The sequence below is a fragment of the Paenibacillus sp. FSL R5-0908 genome (assembly GCF_038006245.1).
Classification (GTDB): Bacteria; Bacillota; Bacilli; order Paenibacillales; family Paenibacillaceae; genus Paenibacillus_AQ; species Paenibacillus_AQ odorifer.
In genome coordinates, this window is the sequence record NZ_JBBOUV010000001.1 from 6,424,997 (window position 1) to 6,446,290 (window position 21,294).

The 21,294-nt window shown below is 46.2% G+C and carries 21 protein-coding genes; 4 read left to right on the forward strand and 17 right to left on the reverse strand.

Features of this window, described 5'->3' with window-relative positions; translation table 11 throughout:
- Positions 1-39 precede the first annotated feature (39 nt).
- The 7 genes from MKZ09_RS29080 to MKZ09_RS29110 all read right to left on the reverse strand — a co-directional run bounded on the left by MKZ09_RS29080 (position 40) and on the right by MKZ09_RS29110 (position 4,577).
- On the reverse strand, positions 40-252 hold the full coding sequence (locus MKZ09_RS29080; protein WP_076136944.1) for a hypothetical protein: 213 nt from the start codon (positions 250-252) through the stop codon (positions 40-42).
- A complete protein-coding gene (locus MKZ09_RS29085; protein WP_076208641.1) occupies positions 249-578 on the reverse strand; it encodes a YxlC family protein in 330 nt (109 codons plus the stop codon). Before MKZ09_RS29085 ends, MKZ09_RS29080 begins: the two co-directional genes overlap by 4 nt.
- Positions 565-1,110, reverse strand: a complete 546-nt coding sequence (gene sigY, locus MKZ09_RS29090; RefSeq protein WP_076136949.1) for an RNA polymerase sigma factor SigY — start codon at positions 1,108-1,110, stop codon at positions 565-567. The genes MKZ09_RS29085 and sigY overlap by 14 nt, the downstream gene beginning before the upstream one ends.
- Before the next feature lie 546 nt (positions 1,111-1,656).
- Positions 1,657-2,286, reverse strand: a complete 630-nt coding sequence (locus MKZ09_RS29095; protein ID WP_076208640.1) for an MBL fold metallo-hydrolase — start codon at positions 2,284-2,286, stop codon at positions 1,657-1,659.
- A 4-nt stretch (positions 2,287-2,290) separates the two neighbouring features.
- Entirely contained in the window at positions 2,291-2,857 is a 567-nt protein-coding gene (locus MKZ09_RS29100) for a thioredoxin family protein (protein WP_076136953.1), read from the reverse strand.
- Complete coding sequence (locus tag MKZ09_RS29105; protein ID WP_036680184.1) at positions 2,854-3,468, reverse strand: DedA family protein; 615 nt, start codon at positions 3,466-3,468, stop codon at positions 2,854-2,856. Before MKZ09_RS29105 ends, MKZ09_RS29100 begins: the two co-directional genes overlap by 4 nt.
- A 350-nt stretch (positions 3,469-3,818) precedes the next feature.
- Entirely contained in the window at positions 3,819-4,577 is a 759-nt protein-coding gene (locus MKZ09_RS29110) for a glucose 1-dehydrogenase (RefSeq protein ID WP_076136955.1), read from the reverse strand.
- A gap of 216 nt (positions 4,578-4,793) precedes the next feature.
- On the opposite strand from MKZ09_RS29110, the gene MKZ09_RS29115 reads away from it, so the two are divergent.
- Complete coding sequence (locus tag MKZ09_RS29115; RefSeq protein WP_076136957.1) at positions 4,794-5,132, forward strand: autorepressor SdpR family transcription factor; 339 nt, start codon at positions 4,794-4,796, stop codon at positions 5,130-5,132.
- Positions 5,132-5,788 (forward strand): SdpI family protein, encoded by a 657-nt coding sequence (locus MKZ09_RS29120; protein ID WP_052097330.1) that lies wholly within the window; start codon positions 5,132-5,134, stop codon positions 5,786-5,788. The genes MKZ09_RS29115 and MKZ09_RS29120 overlap by 1 nt, the downstream gene beginning before the upstream one ends.
- On the opposite strand, the gene MKZ09_RS29125 is transcribed toward MKZ09_RS29120, so the two are convergent.
- The 6 genes from MKZ09_RS29125 to yyaC all read right to left on the reverse strand — a co-directional run bounded on the left by MKZ09_RS29125 (position 5,777) and on the right by yyaC (position 13,747).
- Complete coding sequence (locus MKZ09_RS29125; RefSeq protein ID WP_076208639.1) at positions 5,777-8,191, reverse strand: O-antigen ligase family protein; 2,415 nt, start codon at positions 8,189-8,191, stop codon at positions 5,777-5,779. The two genes, MKZ09_RS29120 and MKZ09_RS29125, sit on opposite strands and share 12 nt — an antisense overlap.
- Positions 8,192-9,345: 1,154 nt before the next feature.
- The gene (locus MKZ09_RS29130) at positions 9,346-10,536 is read right to left on the reverse strand and encodes a class I SAM-dependent methyltransferase (protein WP_081389078.1); all 1,191 of its coding nucleotides are present in this window, start codon (positions 10,534-10,536) and stop codon (positions 9,346-9,348) included.
- Positions 10,537-10,624: 88 nt separating this feature from the next.
- Positions 10,625-11,485: a PhzF family phenazine biosynthesis protein gene (locus MKZ09_RS29135; RefSeq protein ID WP_305953782.1), complete on the reverse strand. Its 861-nt coding sequence runs from the start codon at positions 11,483-11,485 to the stop codon at positions 10,625-10,627.
- The gene (locus MKZ09_RS29140) at positions 11,443-12,114 is read right to left on the reverse strand and encodes a DUF6483 family protein (RefSeq protein WP_076206703.1); all 672 of its coding nucleotides are present in this window, start codon (positions 12,112-12,114) and stop codon (positions 11,443-11,445) included. The genes MKZ09_RS29135 and MKZ09_RS29140 overlap by 43 nt, the downstream gene beginning before the upstream one ends.
- 193 nt (positions 12,115-12,307) lie before the next feature.
- A complete protein-coding gene (locus MKZ09_RS29145; protein ID WP_076206701.1) occupies positions 12,308-13,114 on the reverse strand; it encodes an alpha/beta fold hydrolase in 807 nt (268 codons plus the stop codon).
- Positions 13,115-13,222: 108 nt separating this feature from the next.
- Complete coding sequence (yyaC, locus tag MKZ09_RS29150; RefSeq protein ID WP_232061460.1) at positions 13,223-13,747, reverse strand: spore protease YyaC; 525 nt, start codon at positions 13,745-13,747, stop codon at positions 13,223-13,225.
- 143 nt (positions 13,748-13,890) lie between these two features.
- Here yyaC and MKZ09_RS29155 point away from each other — a divergent pair, with 143 nt between their 5' ends.
- On the forward strand, positions 13,891-14,115 hold the full coding sequence (locus tag MKZ09_RS29155; RefSeq protein ID WP_036680203.1) for a DUF1128 domain-containing protein: 225 nt from the start codon (positions 13,891-13,893) through the stop codon (positions 14,113-14,115).
- 130 nt (positions 14,116-14,245) lie between these two features.
- Here MKZ09_RS29155 and MKZ09_RS29160 read toward each other — a convergent pair whose 3' ends face one another.
- The 4 genes from MKZ09_RS29160 to MKZ09_RS29175 form a co-directional block, all read right to left on the reverse strand.
- Positions 14,246-15,250 (reverse strand): asparaginase, encoded by a 1,005-nt coding sequence (locus MKZ09_RS29160; RefSeq protein WP_076136967.1) that lies wholly within the window; start codon positions 15,248-15,250, stop codon positions 14,246-14,248.
- A 309-nt stretch (positions 15,251-15,559) separates the two neighbouring features.
- Positions 15,560-16,396: a sugar ABC transporter permease gene (locus MKZ09_RS29165; protein ID WP_076206698.1), complete on the reverse strand. Its 837-nt coding sequence runs from the start codon at positions 16,394-16,396 to the stop codon at positions 15,560-15,562.
- Entirely contained in the window at positions 16,393-17,700 is a 1,308-nt protein-coding gene (locus MKZ09_RS29170; protein WP_076206695.1) for a carbohydrate ABC transporter permease, read from the reverse strand. The genes MKZ09_RS29165 and MKZ09_RS29170 overlap by 4 nt, the downstream gene beginning before the upstream one ends.
- Positions 17,701-17,718: 18 nt before the next feature.
- Entirely contained in the window at positions 17,719-19,068 is a 1,350-nt protein-coding gene (locus tag MKZ09_RS29175; RefSeq protein WP_232061461.1) for a sugar ABC transporter substrate-binding protein, read from the reverse strand.
- A gap of 446 nt (positions 19,069-19,514) precedes the next feature.
- Between MKZ09_RS29175 and MKZ09_RS29180 the strand changes: the two genes are divergently transcribed.
- Complete coding sequence (locus tag MKZ09_RS29180) at positions 19,515-21,281, forward strand: glycoside hydrolase family 13 protein (RefSeq protein ID WP_305953781.1); 1,767 nt, start codon at positions 19,515-19,517, stop codon at positions 21,279-21,281.
- Positions 21,282-21,294: the final 13 nt, after the last annotated feature.

The window sequence follows — 21,294 nt, forward strand, 5'->3', positions numbered from 1 at the left end:
TAATAGGATGAAAGGAACGAGCTTCTTACTAAAGCTTCACTACTGCTTCTTCCGTCTACGTCGGTCTGGAAGAATAACAACAAGTAAGTAGACTAATGTGGGTGACGGAACTGTAGTCATCGCCCACAATCCCCAGAACCAAGCTTTTTTCCCGCGCCGTCTTGCATCCCGGAACAGTAAGGTCCCCTGCAGCATTAACGCTACTGCTATGCCAAACCACAACCAAAGAGGCACATCCTGCAGCTCATTCATTCTTGTACACCTTCTCTATTTCTTCTGATCCTGGCGATCCCTAAGCCACCCAGTCCTACAATAGGAATGATCGCCTGGATAATCCAATAGATCATGGGTGCAGAAGTGAGAATGGATAGAAATGCACAGATCAGGATCAATGAGACCCCCCAGAATAACAGTAGTTCTTTGCGTTCCCTTCTCTTTCTCTGCACAGCTGCATCAGCCATTAACCACTCCAGTTCCTGTAACGAAGGTGGGGTGATGTCATCATATTGCGCATCCAAACGTTCAATCTCTTCAGTAAGCTTGTGCAAATACAGTTCTGGCTCCTTATCCTTCTCCATCCTCATTCAGCTCCTTTCGCAATTGGTTAAGACCAAGGGATACACGCGATTTGACTGTGCCTGAAGGAATTTGCATGATCACACCGATTTCTTCATAGCTATAGCCATAATAATGCTTCAACAGCACAGCTACCCTCTGAGCAGAGGGTAGCTTGGAGATGGAATCAAGTACTTCACTCCATTCTTCCCCCCTGCTCTCAAACCGCCAACGAATCGAACGGGTGCCCTGTGCCTGCTGTTCCCGTTTCTTCCATTCTGCCTCACGTTTCCAGCGCCGCTTTCGATCGATAAATATTCTGGTGGCTATGGTAATTAACCAAGAGGAGAACGAAGAAGAACCGTTATAGGTATTGATTTTTTCCATACATCTGACCATCGTGTCCTGTACAAGATCCTCTGCCAGCAACGGATCCATAGTCACTTTGAGTAGATATTTGAATAAAAAAGTATAATGTTCTCGCAGCAGTGAAGACAGCGCTGAAGCATCTCCCTGCTGTGCCCGTCTGATTTTCTCCAGCGCCTGATCGCTCATCTGCCCCTCCATTCAGGATTTCGTTCTTATTTGTAATACGATTATGTATAGTGATTCGTTCAATGCGCTTTAATTTTATTTTTTGAGCTCCCAGAGCTTACGCCGCCATGGCTGAAGCAATCCTGCTTCTGCTGGAAAATGCCAAAAAAGAGGCGTTCTTCTGGGTTCGCCTCCTGAAATCACTGGTATTCTCCCATCCTTATTCTCAGATTGTATGTCCCTGCGTTCTATAGAAGTACAAAAACCGCCCTTCCCAGAACATTCTGAAAAACATCGGCATTTACTGCTGCAAAAACTAGTCCATTTCTCCTTGGAGTCATACCATCCGTAATCCAACGGGTAATATATATTCTTCTCCAATCTATTTCCCCCCATGCTTTTAAACCTATATGTAGACAAAAAAAAGAACGCAAACCGGGATTAATTCCGCAGTCTGCGTGCTTCGCGAGGTTAATGTTACATTTAATTAACAATATTGTAGTCCTTTTGTATCCCTTTGTCTATCAAAAATTCCTCGATTCTTGTCAGTTCTACTAGAATGATTGTTTATTGAGGGATATAAGGGTTACGAACTTTTTCAAAACCAATGGTTGTTCGGGAGCCATGACCTGGATAAACCTTCACTTCATCATCCATTTTGTACAGCTTGCCACGAATAGAATCGAACAAATCACGTTCTCTGCCACCAGGCAAATCGGTGCGCCCAACTCCCATTTTAAACAGCACATCTCCAGAGAATAAATCATTCCCACATAGGAAGCTGACACTGCCCGGAGAGTGCCCAGGTGTATGGTACACGCGGAAGGTATGTCCGATGAATTGCAGAACTTGTCCTTCTGCCAGATCATACTCTGCAGGATCTGTAGTCAAAGGAGGTGAAACATCAGGCCACATCAATGAACCATTCAGCTTAGGGCTGCTGAGCCATTCACTCTCTAGTGGATGTAAATAAACAGGGCATTTCTTAGCTTTACGAATTTCGTCTACGCCGCCCATATGGTCAAAGTGCGCATGCGTCAGCAAAATAGCCTCGATCTCCATCCCTTCAATACTCCGCACTAATGCCGCAGGATTCATACCGGGATCAATAATGATACCCTTCGTTGGATCTGCACCTGTCAGCAAGTAGGCATTGGTCTGCAGCGGACCTAAATTAAACGAACGTATATTTAGCATTGGTCTAGAATCCGGAAATCAGACTACGCAGCTCTTTTGCGATAACTGCCTGTGATTCCGTTCCTTCCCCATAAGCTTGCCCCATAGCCTTACGTACTTCTGCGATTTTGCTGTCATAATCAGCGGCCTCGCGATCAGGATTCTCACGTTTGAACTCTCTCATTAGGCTCTGCACATGCTCTGGACGAGGACCCCAATGTCCAAGCACATATCCGCCGGTATCTGCAAAGATCACAATCGGAACAGATCTTCCGCCCATGGTCAAGAATTCATCCATAAGCTCCTGGTTCTCCTCCAAAATGAATACCTCTGTCTTCATTCCGGCAGTCTCCAAAATACGGAAAACCGCAGGGACATTACGAACTACATCTCCACACCAATCAGCGGCAAGGATAAGTACCCGCAAATCATCACGATGGTTCAGGCTTTCAAAAAATTCCTTGTCACTCTCATCTTCCCAAGAAAACTTCTCATACCAGGATTCAAAAGCCTGCTGGTTCTTCGTCATGCTTTCTACAAATTGGCGCGGTGTAAGACCTTTTCCAATTTTATGAGCTACATTCGGTTTCATTTTGCAGTCCCCCTCTTCTTGGATTTAAACCACTTATACACAAAATAAATGATGATTAGTGCTAACGCTACGAGAATAATTTCGTTGGTATACTTAGCTGCTACTTCGTCAATATCTTCCCACTTATTCCCCAATGTCATACCGAGATATACGAACAAAGCACTCCATGGAATAACAGCAAGTGTAGTCAATAAAGTGAACTTACCTAAAGGCATACGAGAAATCCCCGCTGGAACGGAAATGGCATGGCGAACAACGGGAATAAAGCGTGCCGTAAAGATTACGCCTGTCCCATATTTATTGAACCACTCTTCCGAATGATCAATATGCTTTTTTTGGATAAGAATATATTTCCCGTATTTTTCCAGTACAGGCCTGCCCCCATAACGGCCAATCCAATATACAAAGATCTGGGCAATCACTCCGCCTATCGTACCAAACAATACTGCGCCAAAAAAATTAATATCTCCACTCCATACCAAGAAACCACCGAAAGCCAATACAATTTCACTAGGAATAACTTCAATCATCAGTCCGATCATAATCCCAAAATAACCAAGACTCTGAATCCATTCAAATAATGTCGAGATCAGATCAGAAATAAAATGCAAACGTGCTCCTCCTCCCTTTTCCGCAGAATATGGCTACATGTATCAAGCTAATCGCCTTTGGCATCTTTATTAGACACTAAGCGTTTAAGCGAGTGAAATATAAGAACATAAAAGCATAGATACTAATCTTATACTTTCTTATATTTTTAAAAGCTTTGCCGCTCTGCTATATTTTCCAGTTTCTCTTAGCCTATTCTAGCACAAGCAACCTTATCACTTCTACTTACGGGGCAAGCAGCTTCTATCTTCCAATCCACACTTAAAAAGAGTTTGAGTAACAGGCATAAACAAAAAAGGTGAACAAATTCCACCAATAAAGGGAAAATGAACACCTTTTTATCTGCGCTCAATTAATAAGCCATCCAACCGGCATCAGCCGTTATCACCGATCCATTCAAAAAGCTTGCAGCATCTGAAGCCAAAAATAAGGCTACCGAAGCAATCTCACTGCTTTCCCCTGTCCGTGGCATCGACGCCATACCTTCGCCCGCTTTTTGACTCCCAAAAGGACTTGGATCAGACAGATCAATATTTGTCTTTACCCCGCCCGGCGCTATGGCATTACAGCGAATTCCAAGCTTAGCGTATTGAAATCCTATATTTTTGGTCATCCCGATTACAGCATGTTTAGAGGAAGTATAAGCCACTCCCGCACGCGAGCCCGCTAAGCCGCCAATAGAGGCTACATTGATGATACATCCGCTTTCCTGCGCCATAAAAATCGGCAAAACCTTACGAATGGCTCTCATCGGGCCGGTTACATTGACCGCAAGCACCTGCTCCCACAAGTCATCAGTGATCTCGTGCGCTGGCGTCATTTTATCCATAATACCGGCATTGTTAACAAGGATATGAAGGCCTCCGAACTGTGTGGTTGCGGCATCAATCATTCGCCGTGTGTCCTCTTCCTTCGAGACATCGGCCTTTACGGGATAGACCACTCCGTGTCCCTCGCCCTTTTCCGCCTTTTTGGCTACCGCTTCTACATTCGCCAGATGGATGTCCGCAGCAATCACTTTAGCACCCTGTCGGGCAAAATGCAGAGTAATCGCTTCTCCAATCCCCGATCCAGCACCCGTAACAACTGCGACTTTATTGGTTAGTATCATATATCCGCTCCTCTGCGTCGTATGTTCGGTGCATCAAAGAATGCATGCCCATCGTTAGTATTAACAGGAGTAGGCTTTGGACGGTCCTTAATTTTAAAGATTCGGTGACACTTTTACACACGCTATTGCTGAGTGAATACTGCATTGACAGCTATCAAAGCAAAGGGCTATTATATATTTAGATAATTATTTAAATATCGAAAGGCAGGGTGGAATATGAATGAATCCTTTAAAGCACTAGCTGACCCTACCCGTCGCCAAATCATTCGGTTACTAAGGGAGAAAGATCGAACCGCAGGTGAAATCGCAGATTTTTTCAACATGTCTAAGCCAAGCATTTCTCACCATCTGAATGCGCTAAAGCATGCCGATCTGGTACAGGATGAGCGAAAAGGACAATTTATTATGTACTCGCTAAACACAACAGTCCTCGAAGAGGTTCTCGGTTGGTTATTAGAGCTCACTGGGACAGGTAAGCAAACGGAGACGGAGAGTAAATCGCTGGACGGAAAGCAGCAACGTCAGGATATCGATTTCAAAAAGGAGGCGGATTAATGATGAAAGATTTCAAATGGAGATGGCAGGATACCCTCATCGTAATATTAGGTTTAGCTACATTAGCCTACGCTCTGATCAATTACAGCAAGCTGCCGCAGGAGTTACCGGCACAGTTTGGAATTACGGGTAAGGTCAACAGATACTGGGACAAAAATATAGCTATTTTTGTGTTCGGAATCTTAGGCATTGTGCTCCCGCTAATCATGCAGTTCACACGCAGCATCGACCCTAAGCGGGACAATTACAAAAAATTCGAAAATGCCTATGCCATGAGCAGACTTGCTATTGGGATGCTTTTTAATCTAATGCTGGTGCTGTCGATTGCTTACGGTCTAGGTAAAGATATAAACGTTGGGAAGATCGCCATAGGCGCTGTTGGAATAATGTTCATTGCTCTTGGCAACTACATGCCACAGGTAAAAGATAATTACTTGTTTGGGGTTCGTACAGCCTGGACGCTCGCCAACCCCGAGGTATGGCGAAAAACACATCGCCTATCCGGGATAATGTGGATGATCGGTGGCCTACTTATTTTTGCTGGAGCCTTTTTGAGCGGAGCCTTGTCTCAGCTTCTTATTATTACGGCACTCGTACTTGCAATTATCGTGCCCATTCTCTACTCCTGGATGATTTCACGTCCGCTAAAATCGTAAAGCAAACATACTAAGCCGTCGACTCAAGTCGTCGGCTTGTTCTGTCATTCGGAACTCGCGGTCATTATGTTGCCCTCCTTTATTAGCCTCCTCTTCTGCCAACCTTCTATATTCCAAAAGAAGTTCATTCCCAGAGGCGACACAGATTAGGCCTTCCTTTCGATTTCCTTCTGCAAGCTTCTTTTGCCCCATAAGAAGCATCCCTTCAATCGCCTTCACCCACTTGCCATTGTTGTACGTATCCAGCTTAAAGCTCTGGCCTATCCAATATAACGCTGCCCCCGGATGGTCACTGCTCATCCATACTTCAGCCAGCTCCCAGCTTAAGCTAGCATTCTCGGGAGAATACAACAAACTTTGCCGAAGCAGACTCACGCTCTGTTCACCCGACAGCAGCCTAGATAATGCTATAGCCGTTCGAGGTGACCGGGGATTCCACGCCAGCGATTGCTGTAGCAACTCTACCTTCACCGAAGGATCCACCGACATAATCGCTTGTCGATAGAGCTTCTCTCCTTGAGCGGCGTGAAAAGATAGCATCCCCAGCAGAAGCGAAAAACAACATGCCGCAGTTCCGATTAGTCGGCGAAGGCGGATTTGGGGCCGGTTCTTGGGTGTGGGATGAGCAATTAGCGGATTCGCTGGTGTAGTGACATTGGTGAGCGGGTTCGTGGATGTGGAGTGAGCGATTAGTGGATTCGCTGGTGTAGTGACATTGGTGAGCGGGTTCGTGGATGTGGAGTGAGTTGACAGCTTGGTCTCAGACTGAGGGTGGGTAGACGCAGATTGATGTTTCTGCTTATGCTCAGCCAGAGCAATCGCTGGCAGCCAGAATAGCAGCAGCCAAAATAATCCATAGCTCCAATCAAAATCGACGACGCTGTGCAAGACGATGACCAGAAACGGCGGCAGCAACCGCGGCGATTTAGTAGCCAGCAGCCAGCCTGCTGCCAACAGCATAAGGAGTATGGCTGCAAGACCAACGAATCCTACGTTCAACAGGATGTCGAGGTATCCATTATGCACCTGGCTGCCTACATAAGGGCGAGATTGGGCGGCAAGGTATGCATGCCGCCAAGTCTCACCCCCACGTCCCAGCCAAGGTGCCTCTGCCGCTAGCCGCCAGGCGTCGCGGTAGAACAGCCCGCGCGCGGATACCGTCGATGACGGTCCGGTGATCCGCTCGCGCACGTGCAGGAGGACGGCGATCCCCGCCGCCGTCCAACCTGCCGCCGCCAATGCCAGCATGGCGGCTCGGGCAGTGCCCGCCGCGCTGCGCTGGCGGCGGCACAGCCATAGGCCGGCTAGCAGCGCGCCGACCCAAAGCCCGGCCAGCAACAGCAGGCCGGGTACAGGCTCTACCGCCAACCCGGCACGGGCCAGTTGGCGGTAGAGTAGCGCCGCGGCGGCCACGGGCGCGGCGCCAGCAGCAAGAAGCGGCGCGATTAGCTGCCGCTTCCAGAGCAAGGCGGCGGCGCAGGCGCAAGCCGCCGTCAGCCATGCGCCGCGCGACTCGCTGAGGAGCAGCGCGGCGGTGTACGGGAACAGCGGCAGCAAGCGCAGCAGCGCGGCGGTCGTGCTTCCCGCTTTTCCGTGCTCCGCCTCCATGCCTCCTGCCCCTTTGCTCCTCCGTTCTGCTTCTGTGCACTCCATCCCCAGCCCAACACTTCTTGCTCCCAACATATTCACGCTCTTTTTTGGATCCCCATAATAAACAGCAACAGCAAATAGCCGTTCCAGCAGAAAAACAGCCATCACAGCACCAAAAGCATTCGGATATTCCATCAATCCTGCTAACCTAACCCCTGTGGCGCTCACTTCCGCTGAATTGCTGTAGGCCACAGCGAAAGGCAACTTTACCACTCCGCAAACAGCCAACAAAGCGCTCATGCTCAAAAACATACCCACCATAGACCAAGTTACATTTACAATCCGCCGCCCCACCCGGTTCACCGCACAAAAACAAACCAATATTGCAAAGCTAGCATACAAGCCCCACCGCAGCATTTCATTCATAGTTCCCTGGGAGGAAAGCGGCCCGCGCAACCAATGAATCACATAAAGCGATAGAATAATTAAAGGGACGCTTAATAATATTCTTAACGCTCTATTTTCCCCACTAACTTCACTAACTCCATTGACTCCCGTAATACCTCTTACTGCACCTGCACCTGCACCTGCACCTACTCCTCCCCCACTTTTTCTCCATGCACCAACCCCAACAAGATAATAAAGCGAGCACGCACAACACAGCACAAACCATAAGGTTAGAAAGGGATACATCTCCTCAGTAAAAAACAATCCCCGCAACAAACAAGCACCCACACCAGCCGCTATCACTAAGGCTCCACAAATATATGCAATTGATGATTCCAGACTCCGGTCTTTTTTAAAACGCCACATTTAGATACCCCTGTACTCGTTAATTTATCTCTATCCTTTCCACATTTCCCTTATACAAGACTAGAACGCAAAAAGACGATACCTCTCCACAAAGGAGCCGTACCGTCCTAACCATTAGATCGCACTAGCTGTACTATCCAAATTCCCATCCAAAAAAAGCTATATAGTTGTAAAAAGTGCAGCTAATCCCGTGCTTTTGCTGCTTACTTCTACTTTAATTGTACTTTGTGCAACTGTTTTTCGAGAATCCCGCCGTATGGGGAGTATTGTTCGTTTTTAAGTGTACAAAGTGCAACTAAATCACTATAAAGCAGCTTCAGAGCATATTTAGTTGCACAAAGTACAACTAAACCAACTCACCATTAGATCGCACTAGTCGTACCGTCCTAATCATTAGATCACACTAGTCGTACCGTCCTCATCATTGGATCACACTAGCTGTACTATCCAAATTCCCATCCAAAAAAGCTATATAGTTGTAAAAAGTGCAGCTAATCCCGTGCTTTTGCTGCTTACTTCTACTTTAATTGTACTTTGTGCAACTGTTTTTCGAGAATCCCGCCGTATGGGGAGTATTGTTCGTTTTTAAGTGTACAAAGTGCAACTAAATCACTATAAAGCAGCTTCAGAGCATATTTAGTTGCACAAAGTACAACTAAACCAACTCACCATTAGATCGCACTAGCTGTACTATCCAAATTCCCATCCAAAAAAAGCTATATAGTTGTAAAAAGTGCAGCTAATCCCGTGCTTTTGCTGCTTACTTCCACTTTAATTGCACTTTGTGCAACTAGTTTTCAAGAATCCCACCATATGTGGAATATCGTTCATTTTTAAGTGTACAAAGTGCAACTAAATCACTAAAACGCAGCTTCAGAGCATATTTAGTTGCACAAAGTACAACTAAACCAACTCACCATTAGATCGCACTAGCTGCACCGTCCTAACCACTAGATCACAATAGCCGTAGCGTCCTAACCATTAGATCGCACTAGCTGCGCCATCCAATTCCCCATCAAAAAAGCTATATAGTTGTAAAAAGTGCAACTGATCGAATTAGCCTGCACCTATAAGTGCCCATTCTACAGTCCTACCGTTCTACCATGCTGCAGTCCTACAGTCCTACCGTTCTACGCTTTCTACCTTAATGCCCTCTACCCTTCTACCGAACTCTCAGCAGGAAGCAGATCGGCGCATACGCGTTCGAGGTAGGGTTTTGCTCCCAGAAAATCGCGGAATGCGGTGTATTCGCGCCATTTGACGGAGTTGTCCCCGGCTGAGCTCTTAACGGCACGAATCAAAATGTTCTTTGGTGTATTCTCCAGATCGATGAATTCCAGCAGTTGGCTGCTATAGCCCATCATGTCGAGCAATTTGGCCCGAATGGCATCTGTAGCCAAGGCAGAAAAACGCTCTTTCAGTATGCCATGCGAAAGCATAGGGCTCATTACTTCATTTTCGATTTGTGCGAATAATTCATGCTGGCAGCAAGGCACAGATAAAATTACAGACGCTCCCCAACGTACTGCTTTTTCAAGGGCAGCATCGGTAGCTGTGTCGCAAGCATGAAGTGTGATCACCATGTCCACTTGCTCCAGCTCATTATACTCGGCAATGTCACCCACGAAGAACTTCAAGTGATCATAACCGATTTTGGCAGCAAGTTCGTTACAATGCTCAATCACATCTGCTTTTAAATCTAATCCAATGATATTAAGCTCCCGCTTCTTGCGAACGGTCAGATAGTGATACAGTGCAAAGGTCAAATATGATTTCCCACAGCCAAAATCCACAATCGTCAACGGACGGCCTGTTGGCAGATCGGCAAGCACGTCCTCTACCATCTCCAGAAAACGATTGATCTGCCGAAACTTATCATATCTTTTGGCTAGCACTTTGCCTTCTTTATTCATGATTCCAAGCTCCACCAGAAATGGCACAGGCTCTCCATCCTCCAGCACATAACGTTTGCGACGGTTGTGAGCTAGATCCGGCTCTTCTTTTTTACTTGGAGACTTGGTTAGGATTGATACTTTGAATTTTTTGCTAATAAGCACCTGATAATCGGCTTCTACTGTACACAACAAACCTTGCCGATACGTTTCTCTAAATAAAAGAGAGATCTCTTCCGCCGCTAATTCTGCGGGTACGTTACGATGTTCTACCTTTGTACCAATATAGGACGCAAACTGATAATGCAGCTTCCCCTTTAGTTCAACAGGTTTAACCTGCACCTTGGTACAATTTTCGCCTTTATAACGCACTTGACTTAGGGTAGCCGTAATCAAAGTACGGTCGTTAATTAGTTGTTCAATTAGAGCTGTTAAAGATTCCACAACGCACATCTCACTTTCGGGATTAAAAATGGAGAATCTATGTCTCCTAACCATCATCGTTCATTATATCACGTGTTAACAAAGGGCGTTCCTTGTTCTAGCAGGGCTTAACATGCAGCTCTCCACTAACTATAGTTAATGCTCGCCCAGACATCTTAATCTCGTCTTTACTTATCTCTAACTGAAGCAAACCTCCACGTTTCGAAGCTTGATAAGCGGTCAACTGCGTACGATTGAGTCTTTCCGCCCAAAAAGGTGCCAGTGCAGTATGCGCTGAGCCTGTAACCGGATCCTCATTCACTCCTACCTTCGGCGCAAAAAAGCGTGATACACAATCAATACCCTCGCTAGAGCTTTCTGCGGTAACCACGAAGCCTCTCCCTTCAAGCCCGGATAAAGCTCCGAAGTCAGGGCTGAGTTCGCGAACCCGGGCTTCCTGATCCAGTCGTACAAGCACATTGTCAGCATATCGCATAGTTTCCACTACGTTCGCTTCTACAATACCAAGCGCTGCTGCGAGACCTGAAATTACAGGAGAGGGTTGAAGCTGATAAGGCGGGAAGTACAGTGAGATCAAATCTCCTGAACGAGAAGCTCTGAGCAACCCACTGCGTGTATAGAACCTTGCTTCCATATCAGGAGCTAGCAATCCGCTCTCCCATAGTACATGCGCACTTGCTAGAGTCCCGTGACCACATAGCTTGACCTCAACTTTAGGTGTAAACCAGCGCAGGCGATATCCATCTTCCTCTGGCCAAAGAAAAGCTGTCTCTGACAAGTTCATTTCCGCTGCTGTCTTCTGCATATAACCTTCATCCACGGGATACTCCAGTAAACATACCGCCGCAGGATTGCCTGAATAAGCCTGTTCTGCAAAAGCATCGATAATATATAAAGGGATATTCATCGTATTCATCAGGTTCCTGATTCCTTTCGTATCGCTGTTATCCTGCTCCACTCTTTTAACCCCTGCTCTACTTCCTCCAGAGGAAGGGCACCTTGTTCCAATTCTGCAGATGATTTGAGCAGCAGCCGATTGTATAGCTTATCCCCTTCTATTACAACATCTTCTCCTTGCTCCCACAGCCGGTAGAGGCTGTCCTCCGCTTTGCTATATCGTCCTACCGACTCCATATACTCCAACAGTAGCCGCTCCGTTTTAGCCGGGAGCCGATAGGCCTGCACATCCTGCAAGAGTTCATCCATTTCCTGAGTCATATGCAGCAGCTCCCGGTCTGCTCCGTGAAGATCCGCGTACAAATATAAATGTAAGGCTCTCATACTTCTAAATAATGCTGCATCCTTATCGCCATTTGCCGCATAAATGCTGCCTTCTTCCTTCAGCAGTTTGGCCAGACCTTGAAGCTTATCGGACTCAACCACACCGCCAAAACGAAACATATCTATGATATCTTCTACGGATAGTGAATTTAAAAGACGTGAATTCAGCGGAAAATGCCGGTTCAATAGCTCATCGATTTCCCATAAAGCTTCTGTCGTCTTCCGTTCCTGCTTCAGAGAAAATACCTTGGCAACCATCGCCGTCATATCTTCGATCATCCGGACAATATAGTCTCTTCGAAACATGCAATTCCTCCTTTTCCGTACTGTGGTAGCAAAAATTCAGGACTCAGACCACTTAAGTTATTCTATTGATTTATCTTAAACCATTGCCGAATTCTATGCCAGTTAAGGAGAATACCAGATCATTAGATAGACCTAAAAAAAAGAGGCAGCACACGCCAGAATGGCGCCGTGCTGCCTCTTTGTAGATGATTTTTTATACGCGGCTATTGTCTAAAACGGAAGCCTGAACAAAATCCTTTATGATCTCGGCTAACCGTTCAGGAGCTTCAAACAGACTCATGTGGCCTGCACCCAATATCGTTGCTTGCGTTATATTCGGTTTATCCGCAGTAAAGGTTCGTTCAGCAGGGATCAATCCATCCTGCTCGCCAGCAACAAGCAATACCGGCAACGTAGTGGCCGTAATTACATCCCGTCGATCTGGACGCTCACGCATCGCCAGTGCAGCTCCTGCCGCTCCTTGTGGAGGCGTTTTGTAACCGATTTCTTTAGCGCGCTCCAGCAGCTGTGGGGATGCAGAAGCGGTTGCTTCAGCAAACAATCCTGGTACGAAGCTGTCTACGAAAGGAGTAATCCCTTCATTTTGAATCGCGCTGACACTCTTCAGTCGTTTTTCCTTAGCTTCTTCACTATCTGGATAAGCAGTAGAATGAATTAATCCAAAGCCCTTCAATCGCGAAGCATAACGCTGAGCAAACGATAGCGTAATATATCCGCCAAGCGAATGACCAAGCATGATGCATTCAGCAATCTCCAGCGAATCTAACAGACCCAGAACATCATCTGCCATTTGTTCAATACTATAAGGTCCTAATGGAGCTTCCGAAGCCCCGTGACCACGTAAATCGGGAGCAATCACTCGGTAGCCGCTGCTTAAGACAGGAATGACTTGTTCCCAATATTCAGCGCTTCCACAAAAGCCATGCAGCAATACAATAACTTCGCCTTTCCCCTGATCACTGTAGCATATATTGCTTCCGTCACAACGAACTCTTTCCATGGCTGCTTCCCTCTTTCTAGAATACTAAGATAATGTGTCTAATATCTATTATTAAGCAAAACAGCCCGCCTTGAAACGGACAACTTATTTTTAAGTGCCCAATGGGTACTACTGGAGTCCGAATCCTTTTGCTGCCGCTATAGCGATATGTTCTGCCATAACCATCACTCTATGCAGTGGAGTGGTCTGCAACGTTCTATAGGGTTTCGGGCCATTCATATCTACAACGGCCGCCAAACTATAGTGACCTACGGCTGGAAGATTTGCCCCCACCGATTGTGCAGGCTGCAGTGGCTCACTCGAAACGAAGTAATATCCAAGCGCGATCGGAGGACCCAGACAAGCATCTACCGCAACTACAATATGCCCGGAGGGAATCTCAGCCACTCTGGCCACCAAATTATCTGCATCGCAAGGAGACGGCAACGTACCGATTACATGTCGGAAGCCATATTCCACAAGTTTGCTGCCCGTCAACGGACCGAGTGCATCTCCTGTAGATCGATCTGTTCCGATACAAAGAAACGTGACTTCCTCGGCGGAATGCAGAGCAGCTATTTCCATAAAAAAGGACACCAGTCCAGCATCGTCCATTTTAATGCGTTTTCCGCTTCCCTGTTCTCTGATTGCCAATACATTTCCTCCCTTCGATGATATTTTTGATCTCATGCCTTTAATTTAACATGATTTCAGTGAACCCGACAAAAAAATGGTGGTCAAGCTGCCAAACATGGTAAAATACATGAATCAGTATACAGAGAGGATGTTTTAACCTAATGGATTTAACAAAGCCTAGTCAGGAAAATGTTGAGTATATGATCGAGGCTATCAAAAACAAATTAAAAATGGCCAGTGCCGCGGCGATGCAAGCCTCCGCTTTTTCAGTAGATCATTATGAAGATATCTATGATGTATATGAGGTAGCCATGGGCAGCGACAGACTGAGTATTTCTCAGGTGGAAGCACTCGTCTCCGAACTCGGCCGTCTACGTCATAAATAATAGTTCTCCCTATACAAGAAGAAACGATGTTGCCGTCCTTTAAAGATGACCACCGCTTCTCGTAGAAAAAAGCCCTTCGCTGCGTATCCAGAAGATGGATTCGTAGTCGAAGGGCTCTTTTTATATGATCCTACTTTATGAAATTAAGCTTGAACTCGGTATCCGCATGGCCTACTCGTGTACCCCCGTCATTGTAAATCACGCCTGAAAATGCATTACGCAGCTTTTCCATGGTATTTTTCTGACTATAACCAATTTGGTTTAAAATTCCCTGTACAATAAGTCCCCACTCTTCTTCCGACCCATCCAGAATCTTGAAGGCAATCCCCAGTCGCTCACGGCGTAAGCCGAAGCAATATACACCCTTAAATCCACCCTTAGCAATAATATTATCATCTTCCAAAAGAATAGAATCAAGGCGACCAGATCCAGAAACCATCTCCGGATAAGCATTCATTGCCGTTGTAATAGTAGTAACCGCTTTGCGAGTAGCTTCATCTGCAATCAAATCCGGATTCGCTAATCTCAAATAGGCTGTCGCCAAGGCGGTCAGAGGCAGAGCAAACACCGGCAGCCCGCATCCGTCCGTACCTAAACCGATACTGTCTGGGGCCACACCAGCCATATAAGCAATGGTGTCGATAATCTCACGCTGCACCGTTTGCTCCGGCTGTGAGTATTCTTCAAGCGGCAAACCTTTGAGCTTACTGTAAGATAAGATACCCATGTGCTTGCCCGCACAGTTATGATAGAACTTTCTTTTGCCCGCACCACGAATGGCGTTCTCCCTGCTGGAATAATCCAGCGGGTAACTCGTTGCACAGATCATTTGTTGCTCATCGATGCCAATCTTGGAGGATATGCTCTCTAACGCAGCTACATGGTAGCTCTCTCCCCGATGAGAGGCGGTCATCAGGGCAACCTCTGCGGGTGTAAAGCCGTAATGCTCCACAATCCCTCCACGTACGCCTGGAATAGCCTGAAGGGGTTTAGCAGCTGAACGGGTGAACGATACAAATTCCGGATCACCTGCATACCCCTTTAAATTTCCGTTCTCTCCTACGATGGCAATATGACCACTATGGACACATTCCAGCAAATCCGCCCGATACTCTCGTACTAATACGGTTTCCATGATATCTCTCCTCTTTTCTCTAGATGCTCTATAACTCACAAGGACTTATTAGTATTCTCATTTAATAAATGCTAGAAAATAACCCCGTGCTCCGGGGATTTTTGAGTACTCCACAAACTCCCTTAAGTGTTGGTTCCATGAGGAATTCTACTCCTATTTTCATTATTCTTCAATCCTGTCCACACCAAGAAGATTTTAGAAACCGGATAAAATATAAAAAACCGCTTCCTTCTCAGAACCTTGATCTCCGAGTAGAAAGCGGTTTTTTATGGAATTCAGCGTAGCTTCACAAAGGTAGCGCAGTTCACCTTATCCTTTGCTTGCACCTGCGGTGAGACCATCCACCAAGAAACGCTGTAGGAAAATGAACAGCAGCGTGACTGGGAGAGCGACCAATACCGCTCCGGCAGCGAACAACGTAAACTCGGTTGAGTTGCTTTGGTTCACCATCCGGTAAAGCCCAACGGCGAGCGTTCTTGTATCCTCCGTGCGCAATACAAGGTCGGCGAATATAAAATCCACAAAGCAGCCGTTGAAAATCATAAGGCTGGCATAGGTGAGCATCGGTTTAGATAACGGGATCATGATAGAAAGAAATACTTTCATATGGCTCGCCCCATCCATTCGCGCAGCATCTTCCAAGCTTTTAGGGATCGTATCAAAAAAACCTTTAGCCACAAAAACATTCGTGATAATAGCGCCGCTGCTATACACGAGCACAAGTGCCCAATGAGAATTCAATAACCCAAGTGTGTTCAGTAGTACGTAAACTGCAATCATAGCCATAAATCCCGGAAACATCTGCAGAACTAGCAGCGCGGTTAGTGTAGTTTTTCTGCCCGTAAAACGATAACGAGAAATGGCGTACGAAGTCAGCAGCAGCAAAAAGGTGCCGAGCAGCGTAGACAACGCCGCAATCTTTAGCGTATTCATGAACCATAACAAATATTTAGTTTGCTCAAACAGTTCCTTGTAATGAACAAAGGTAAAATTCTTAGGAATCAATGAGTCACTGAACAAACTGTTTCCTGTTTTGAACGAAGACATAATAATCCAGAAGGCTGGGAAAAGACTAATAAAACTGAGCACAATCAGCAATAAATGGCTTCCAAACGTTTTGAAAGCTTCCGTCAGTCTTAGCTTCATGCAATCATATCCTCCTCTTTAAAGGATCGCGTCCGCCGGTAGCTCCAGATGGAGAATGTCGCGACCATCAGGAAGATGACAATCCCGATGACAGAAGCAAAGCTGTACTGCGACTGGTTCAGCGCCAGTTTATAAAGCCAAGTCACCAGCAGGTCAGTGTGGCCCGCGTACTGGTAGTTGGGATTAACCGGTTCTCCGTTAGTCATTAGATAAATGACATTAAAGCTGTTAATGTTGCCGGCAAACTGCATAATCAGGATAGGTGCGGTTGCGAACAATACCATGGGCAGCGTAATCATGCGGAATTTATAAAATGACCCAGCACCGTCTACTTCTGCCGCTTCATACATATCCTTCGGAATTGTTGTCAGCACCCCGAAGGCCAGAATCATGGTCACCGGTATGCCGATCCACATATTAGCCAGAATTACAGTGACCTTAGCCCAGAAAGGATTGGTTAGCCAGGCCACACCCTCCAGTCCCAAGGCTCTTAAATAACTATTGATCGGTCCGAATTGATTATTGAACATATTGCGCATGACGAGCAGAGAAATCATATTGGGAATAGCGAACGGAACGATCAGAAGTGTGCGCCAAAGCTTTTTGCAGCGGACACGGGGCTGGTGAATAAGTACTGCAATGAGCACACCTCCAATGTAAGTCGTCGCAGTAGCAATAACCGCCCAGATCAAGGTCCAAGTCAGCACTCCACCGAAGGTGGAACTCCAGACATCCAGACTAAGCATTTTATTAAAATTACCGAAACCTACCCAGTCCACCAGATGTGCTGGCGGTAAAATCGGGTCGGCATAGTTCGTAAACGCCAGTAGCACCGAAAAAACAAGTGGCAATATCGTCAAAAAAACCACGGCCACAAAGGGAATCGCGAGGACAAGATAGGCAAAATTCCTCCGCCCCATAGCTCTGAGCGATTCAGCGAATGAATGAATGGGCTCTTTCCGGTCCCGTGCAGCTCCAACTAGGAATGCATCTCTGATGTTTAATAAATGAAATGCTGTATAAAAGAGCAGCGCCAGCAATGCCATTAGACCATTGATCATCATAAAAATGGAATGGTCGCCTTCCACCATCCGGGTTAATTTGCCTACCTTGACCATACGGCTTGGAAATTCCCCAAGCGTAATTAAGCCATGCAAATGTCCCATCAGATCATGAGCAATATAGTAGATTCCAGCAGACCCCACCAGCAGGAATACCAAGCCTTTCAGCCACTGCCCGTTATAGAACTGGCCCAGTCCCGGAATAATAGCCGAGAGTAGCGCTGCGCCTGTTTTTTTCCTCATGGATAAATCACCTGCCCTTTACTTCGACTCCAGATCGGCCTGAATCGTGGTTACAGTCTGATCCAGCGTCTGTTTAACATCAAGATTCGAGTCGTTCCACAGGGACACAAACGCTGCTTTTAGGGGTTCCCAGACCGATTTAATTTCTGAAACGGAAGGCATTGGAACGGAATTTTGGAATTGCTCGAAGAATCCGCCAATAATAGGGTCATCTTTGATTTCCGGGGCTTCTCCAGCTTCTATACTCGCAGGAATCGCTCCCGTCATCTCAAAGTTCTTAAGCTGATTCTCCTTGTTGCTTGCAAAATGTGCGAACAAACGGCCTGCGACCGGATAATCCGTATATGAGTTGACATAATACGATTTCACACCGGAGAAAGAAAGACTGTCTTGACCGTCAGGTCCCTTTGGAAGAGGCGCCACACCCAGGTTAACATTTTCCTTAAACGCCGCTATGGACCACGGTCCGTCGATATTCATTGCCAGCTTACCTTCTTGGAACAACTGTGTTTTCACGTCATAAGTGATATCTCCTGCATTCAAAGGCAGAATTTTTTTGAGGCTCTGCAGAAACGTAAATCCTTTGATAGTGCCCTCATTGTTCAATCCAATATCCTTGAAATTCGTATTGTTGTCTCCGTAAATATATCCCCCGAAGCTGCCAATAAACGGATAGCTGTAATATCCGACGAATTCCCACATGATTGCGAATTTGTTTTCCTTCGGATTGTTGTACGTATCTGCAAAAGCAATCACATCATCCCACGTTTTAGGAGCGTCAGGAATCAGGTCCTTGTTGTAGAACAGCGCATAGGTTTCTACCGATTTAGGATAACCGTAAAGAATGCCATCATAAGACGATGCCTGAACAGCTGTTGCCACCATCGTTGATTTGGTTTCTTCCTCAAAAACATCGTTTGGCAAAAGCAGCCCTGCTTTTACGGCTTGCCCGATTTGGTCATGGGGCAGAGTCAACACATCAGCAGCAAGTTTAGACGGACCATCCGTCGCCAGTCTTGCGCCTTGATCACCACCTGCCATTTCCTCAACCGTGACGGGAACCCCATATTCTTTTTCGAAATCAGCAGCAACCTGCTTCATGTACTCAAGCTGCTCCTTGGCTTCCCAGACCATCAGTTTGGCCCCTGCTTCTGGTTTCATTTCCTCATCGGTGGTATTCTCTCCGGAAGTATTTGTCTCATTTGTGGTTCCCCCCGGCTCGTTCACTGCGGAATTCGGACTCGAATCCGGCTTTGATGCGGAGTTCCCATTGCCTGAACCGCATGCGGTGACCGTCAAAGTTAACAGCAGGCATAGGACTAAACTAAATGTTACCGCTTGCATTTTGGAACGTTTACTCTTCTTCATTTGCTCATCTCCCCTTCGTTCATGAGTGATTAAACCTAACCCGCATTGAAAAAAAGCATATAAAAAAGGTACAACCTCATTTGCACAAAGTGCCGAGGTTGTACCTTTCCAGGTAACAGTGCCTTTAATTTGAATGCGTGTTATAAAAAATCAAGTTCGTTCGCCCTCATTCTATAATATCCATAATTTTGATTGCAATCAGAGTATAAGTCCAAACAAGACGGTTTAACAAAGTTTATCTTATCTTTTCTTTTATTTTCTCTTTATCCCTACCACATACTAAATATTCCATATTGTAAATTCTTGTGAAATAACCTCTTGCTTTGCTCTTGAGGGTTATGGTAAGATGCAGACAAATTTAAAGGCAATGAAACCGCCAAGGGTTCAACCTCTGAAAATCATGAGGTTGGCCCTTTTTTGCGTTTACATGCCCGAAGGGATGGAAAATGAGTATGATTCAACCGGAAGCCGTTTATCACCGTATGGGACAAAATTGGTCATATGCCTACGATGAGTCTACACTTCATATTCGCATAAGAACTAAGCGGGACAACGTATCACAGATCGATCTTTTCTGTGGAGATAAATTTGGCTGGGACAAAACGCATGAGGTCATTCCAATGCAGCGCCTCACTTCTGACGGCTTGTTCGATTACTGGCAAGCCTCCGTCCGTCCCGTTTACCGCAGACTCGCGTATTACTTTGCACTTTATGACAAAGACGAAGTTCTTTATTTTTTGGAAAAAGGATTTTATCCAGAGCCACCTGCTGTTGTATATGAGGGCTTATTCGACTTTCCATTTTTGAATCGTGAAGATGTGCACTCTCCTCCATCATGGGTGAAAGATGCAGTATTTTATCAAATATTCCCGGAGCGTTTCGCAAATGGTGATCCCACCAACGATCCGACAGATGTACTGGAATGGGGCGGTACGCCGAGTCCTCGGAATTTCTTCGGAGGAGACTTGCAGGGTGTACTAGATCATTTGGATTATCTCTGTGAATTGGGCATCAATGCTATATATTTTAATCCTTTATTTGCGGCAACCACCAATCATAAATACGATACAAAAGATTATTACTTGGTCGATCCTCATTTTGGCACCAATACATTGCTGAAAGAGCTTGTGGACTCCTGTCATTCCAAAGGCATCCGTGTCATCCTGGACGGTGTCTTTAATCATTGCGGCCATACCTTCCCGCCATTTGTTGATCTGCTCGCGAACGGGCAATCTTCGCGTTATGCGGATTGGTTCCATGTACGCGAGTGGCCGCCACAGGTCATCGACGGAATTCCCACCTATGACACCTTTGCATTTGAGCCTATCATGCCTAAATTCAACACTGAGAATCCTGAAGTCATAGAATATCTACTGAATGCAGGCCGCTATTGGATCGAGGAAATCGGTATAGACGGCTGGCGGCTTGATGTCGCAAATGAAGTCTCCCATTCGTTCTGGCGGCAATTCTGCAGTACGATCAAAGGCATTAATCCAGAAGCCTATCTCGTAGGAGAAATCATGCATGATTCCTTGCCGTGGCTGCTTGGCGATCAATTTGACGCCGTTATGAATTACCCGTTAACGAATATTCAAATTAATTTTTTCGCTCACGGACAGATCAATGCTGCACAATTCTCTCAGTCGGTTGCTACTATGCTAGCGAATTATCCGCAACAAATTACGGAAGCCGCCTTTAATCTGCTAGACAGCCATGATACAGTTCGTTTCCTGACACTTTGTGGCGGTGACATCAGGAAGTTAAAGCTGGCCGTTTTGTTCCAGATGACCTTTCAGGGAGCACCCTGTATTTATTATGGCGATGAAATCGGCATGGATGGCGGATACGACCCGGACAACCGAAAATGTATGGAGTGGGACCCCCAGAAACAGAATCAAGATTTGCTCGAATACTATCGCTGGACGATCAGCCTTCGTAAATCTCATTCCGCATTCCGGAGCAGTGGATTTAAAGCGCTGGAGATTCCGGGTTATCCAAGGCTGCTTGTATATGAGCGGTGGGACAAACAAAGCCGGTTCATAATCGTATTGAACAATGAAGATGTTATGGCCGAAGTCGTCATTCCTGTAACCGGGGCAGACACGATATGGGTTAACCTAAAGACGCAGAAGCGGACTGAAACCTCCACATCCCAGCTGCATCTGAATCTGCCTGAATTCGGCTATGCGGTACTTCAAGCCGTTAATGATTAATCCGTAACACTCT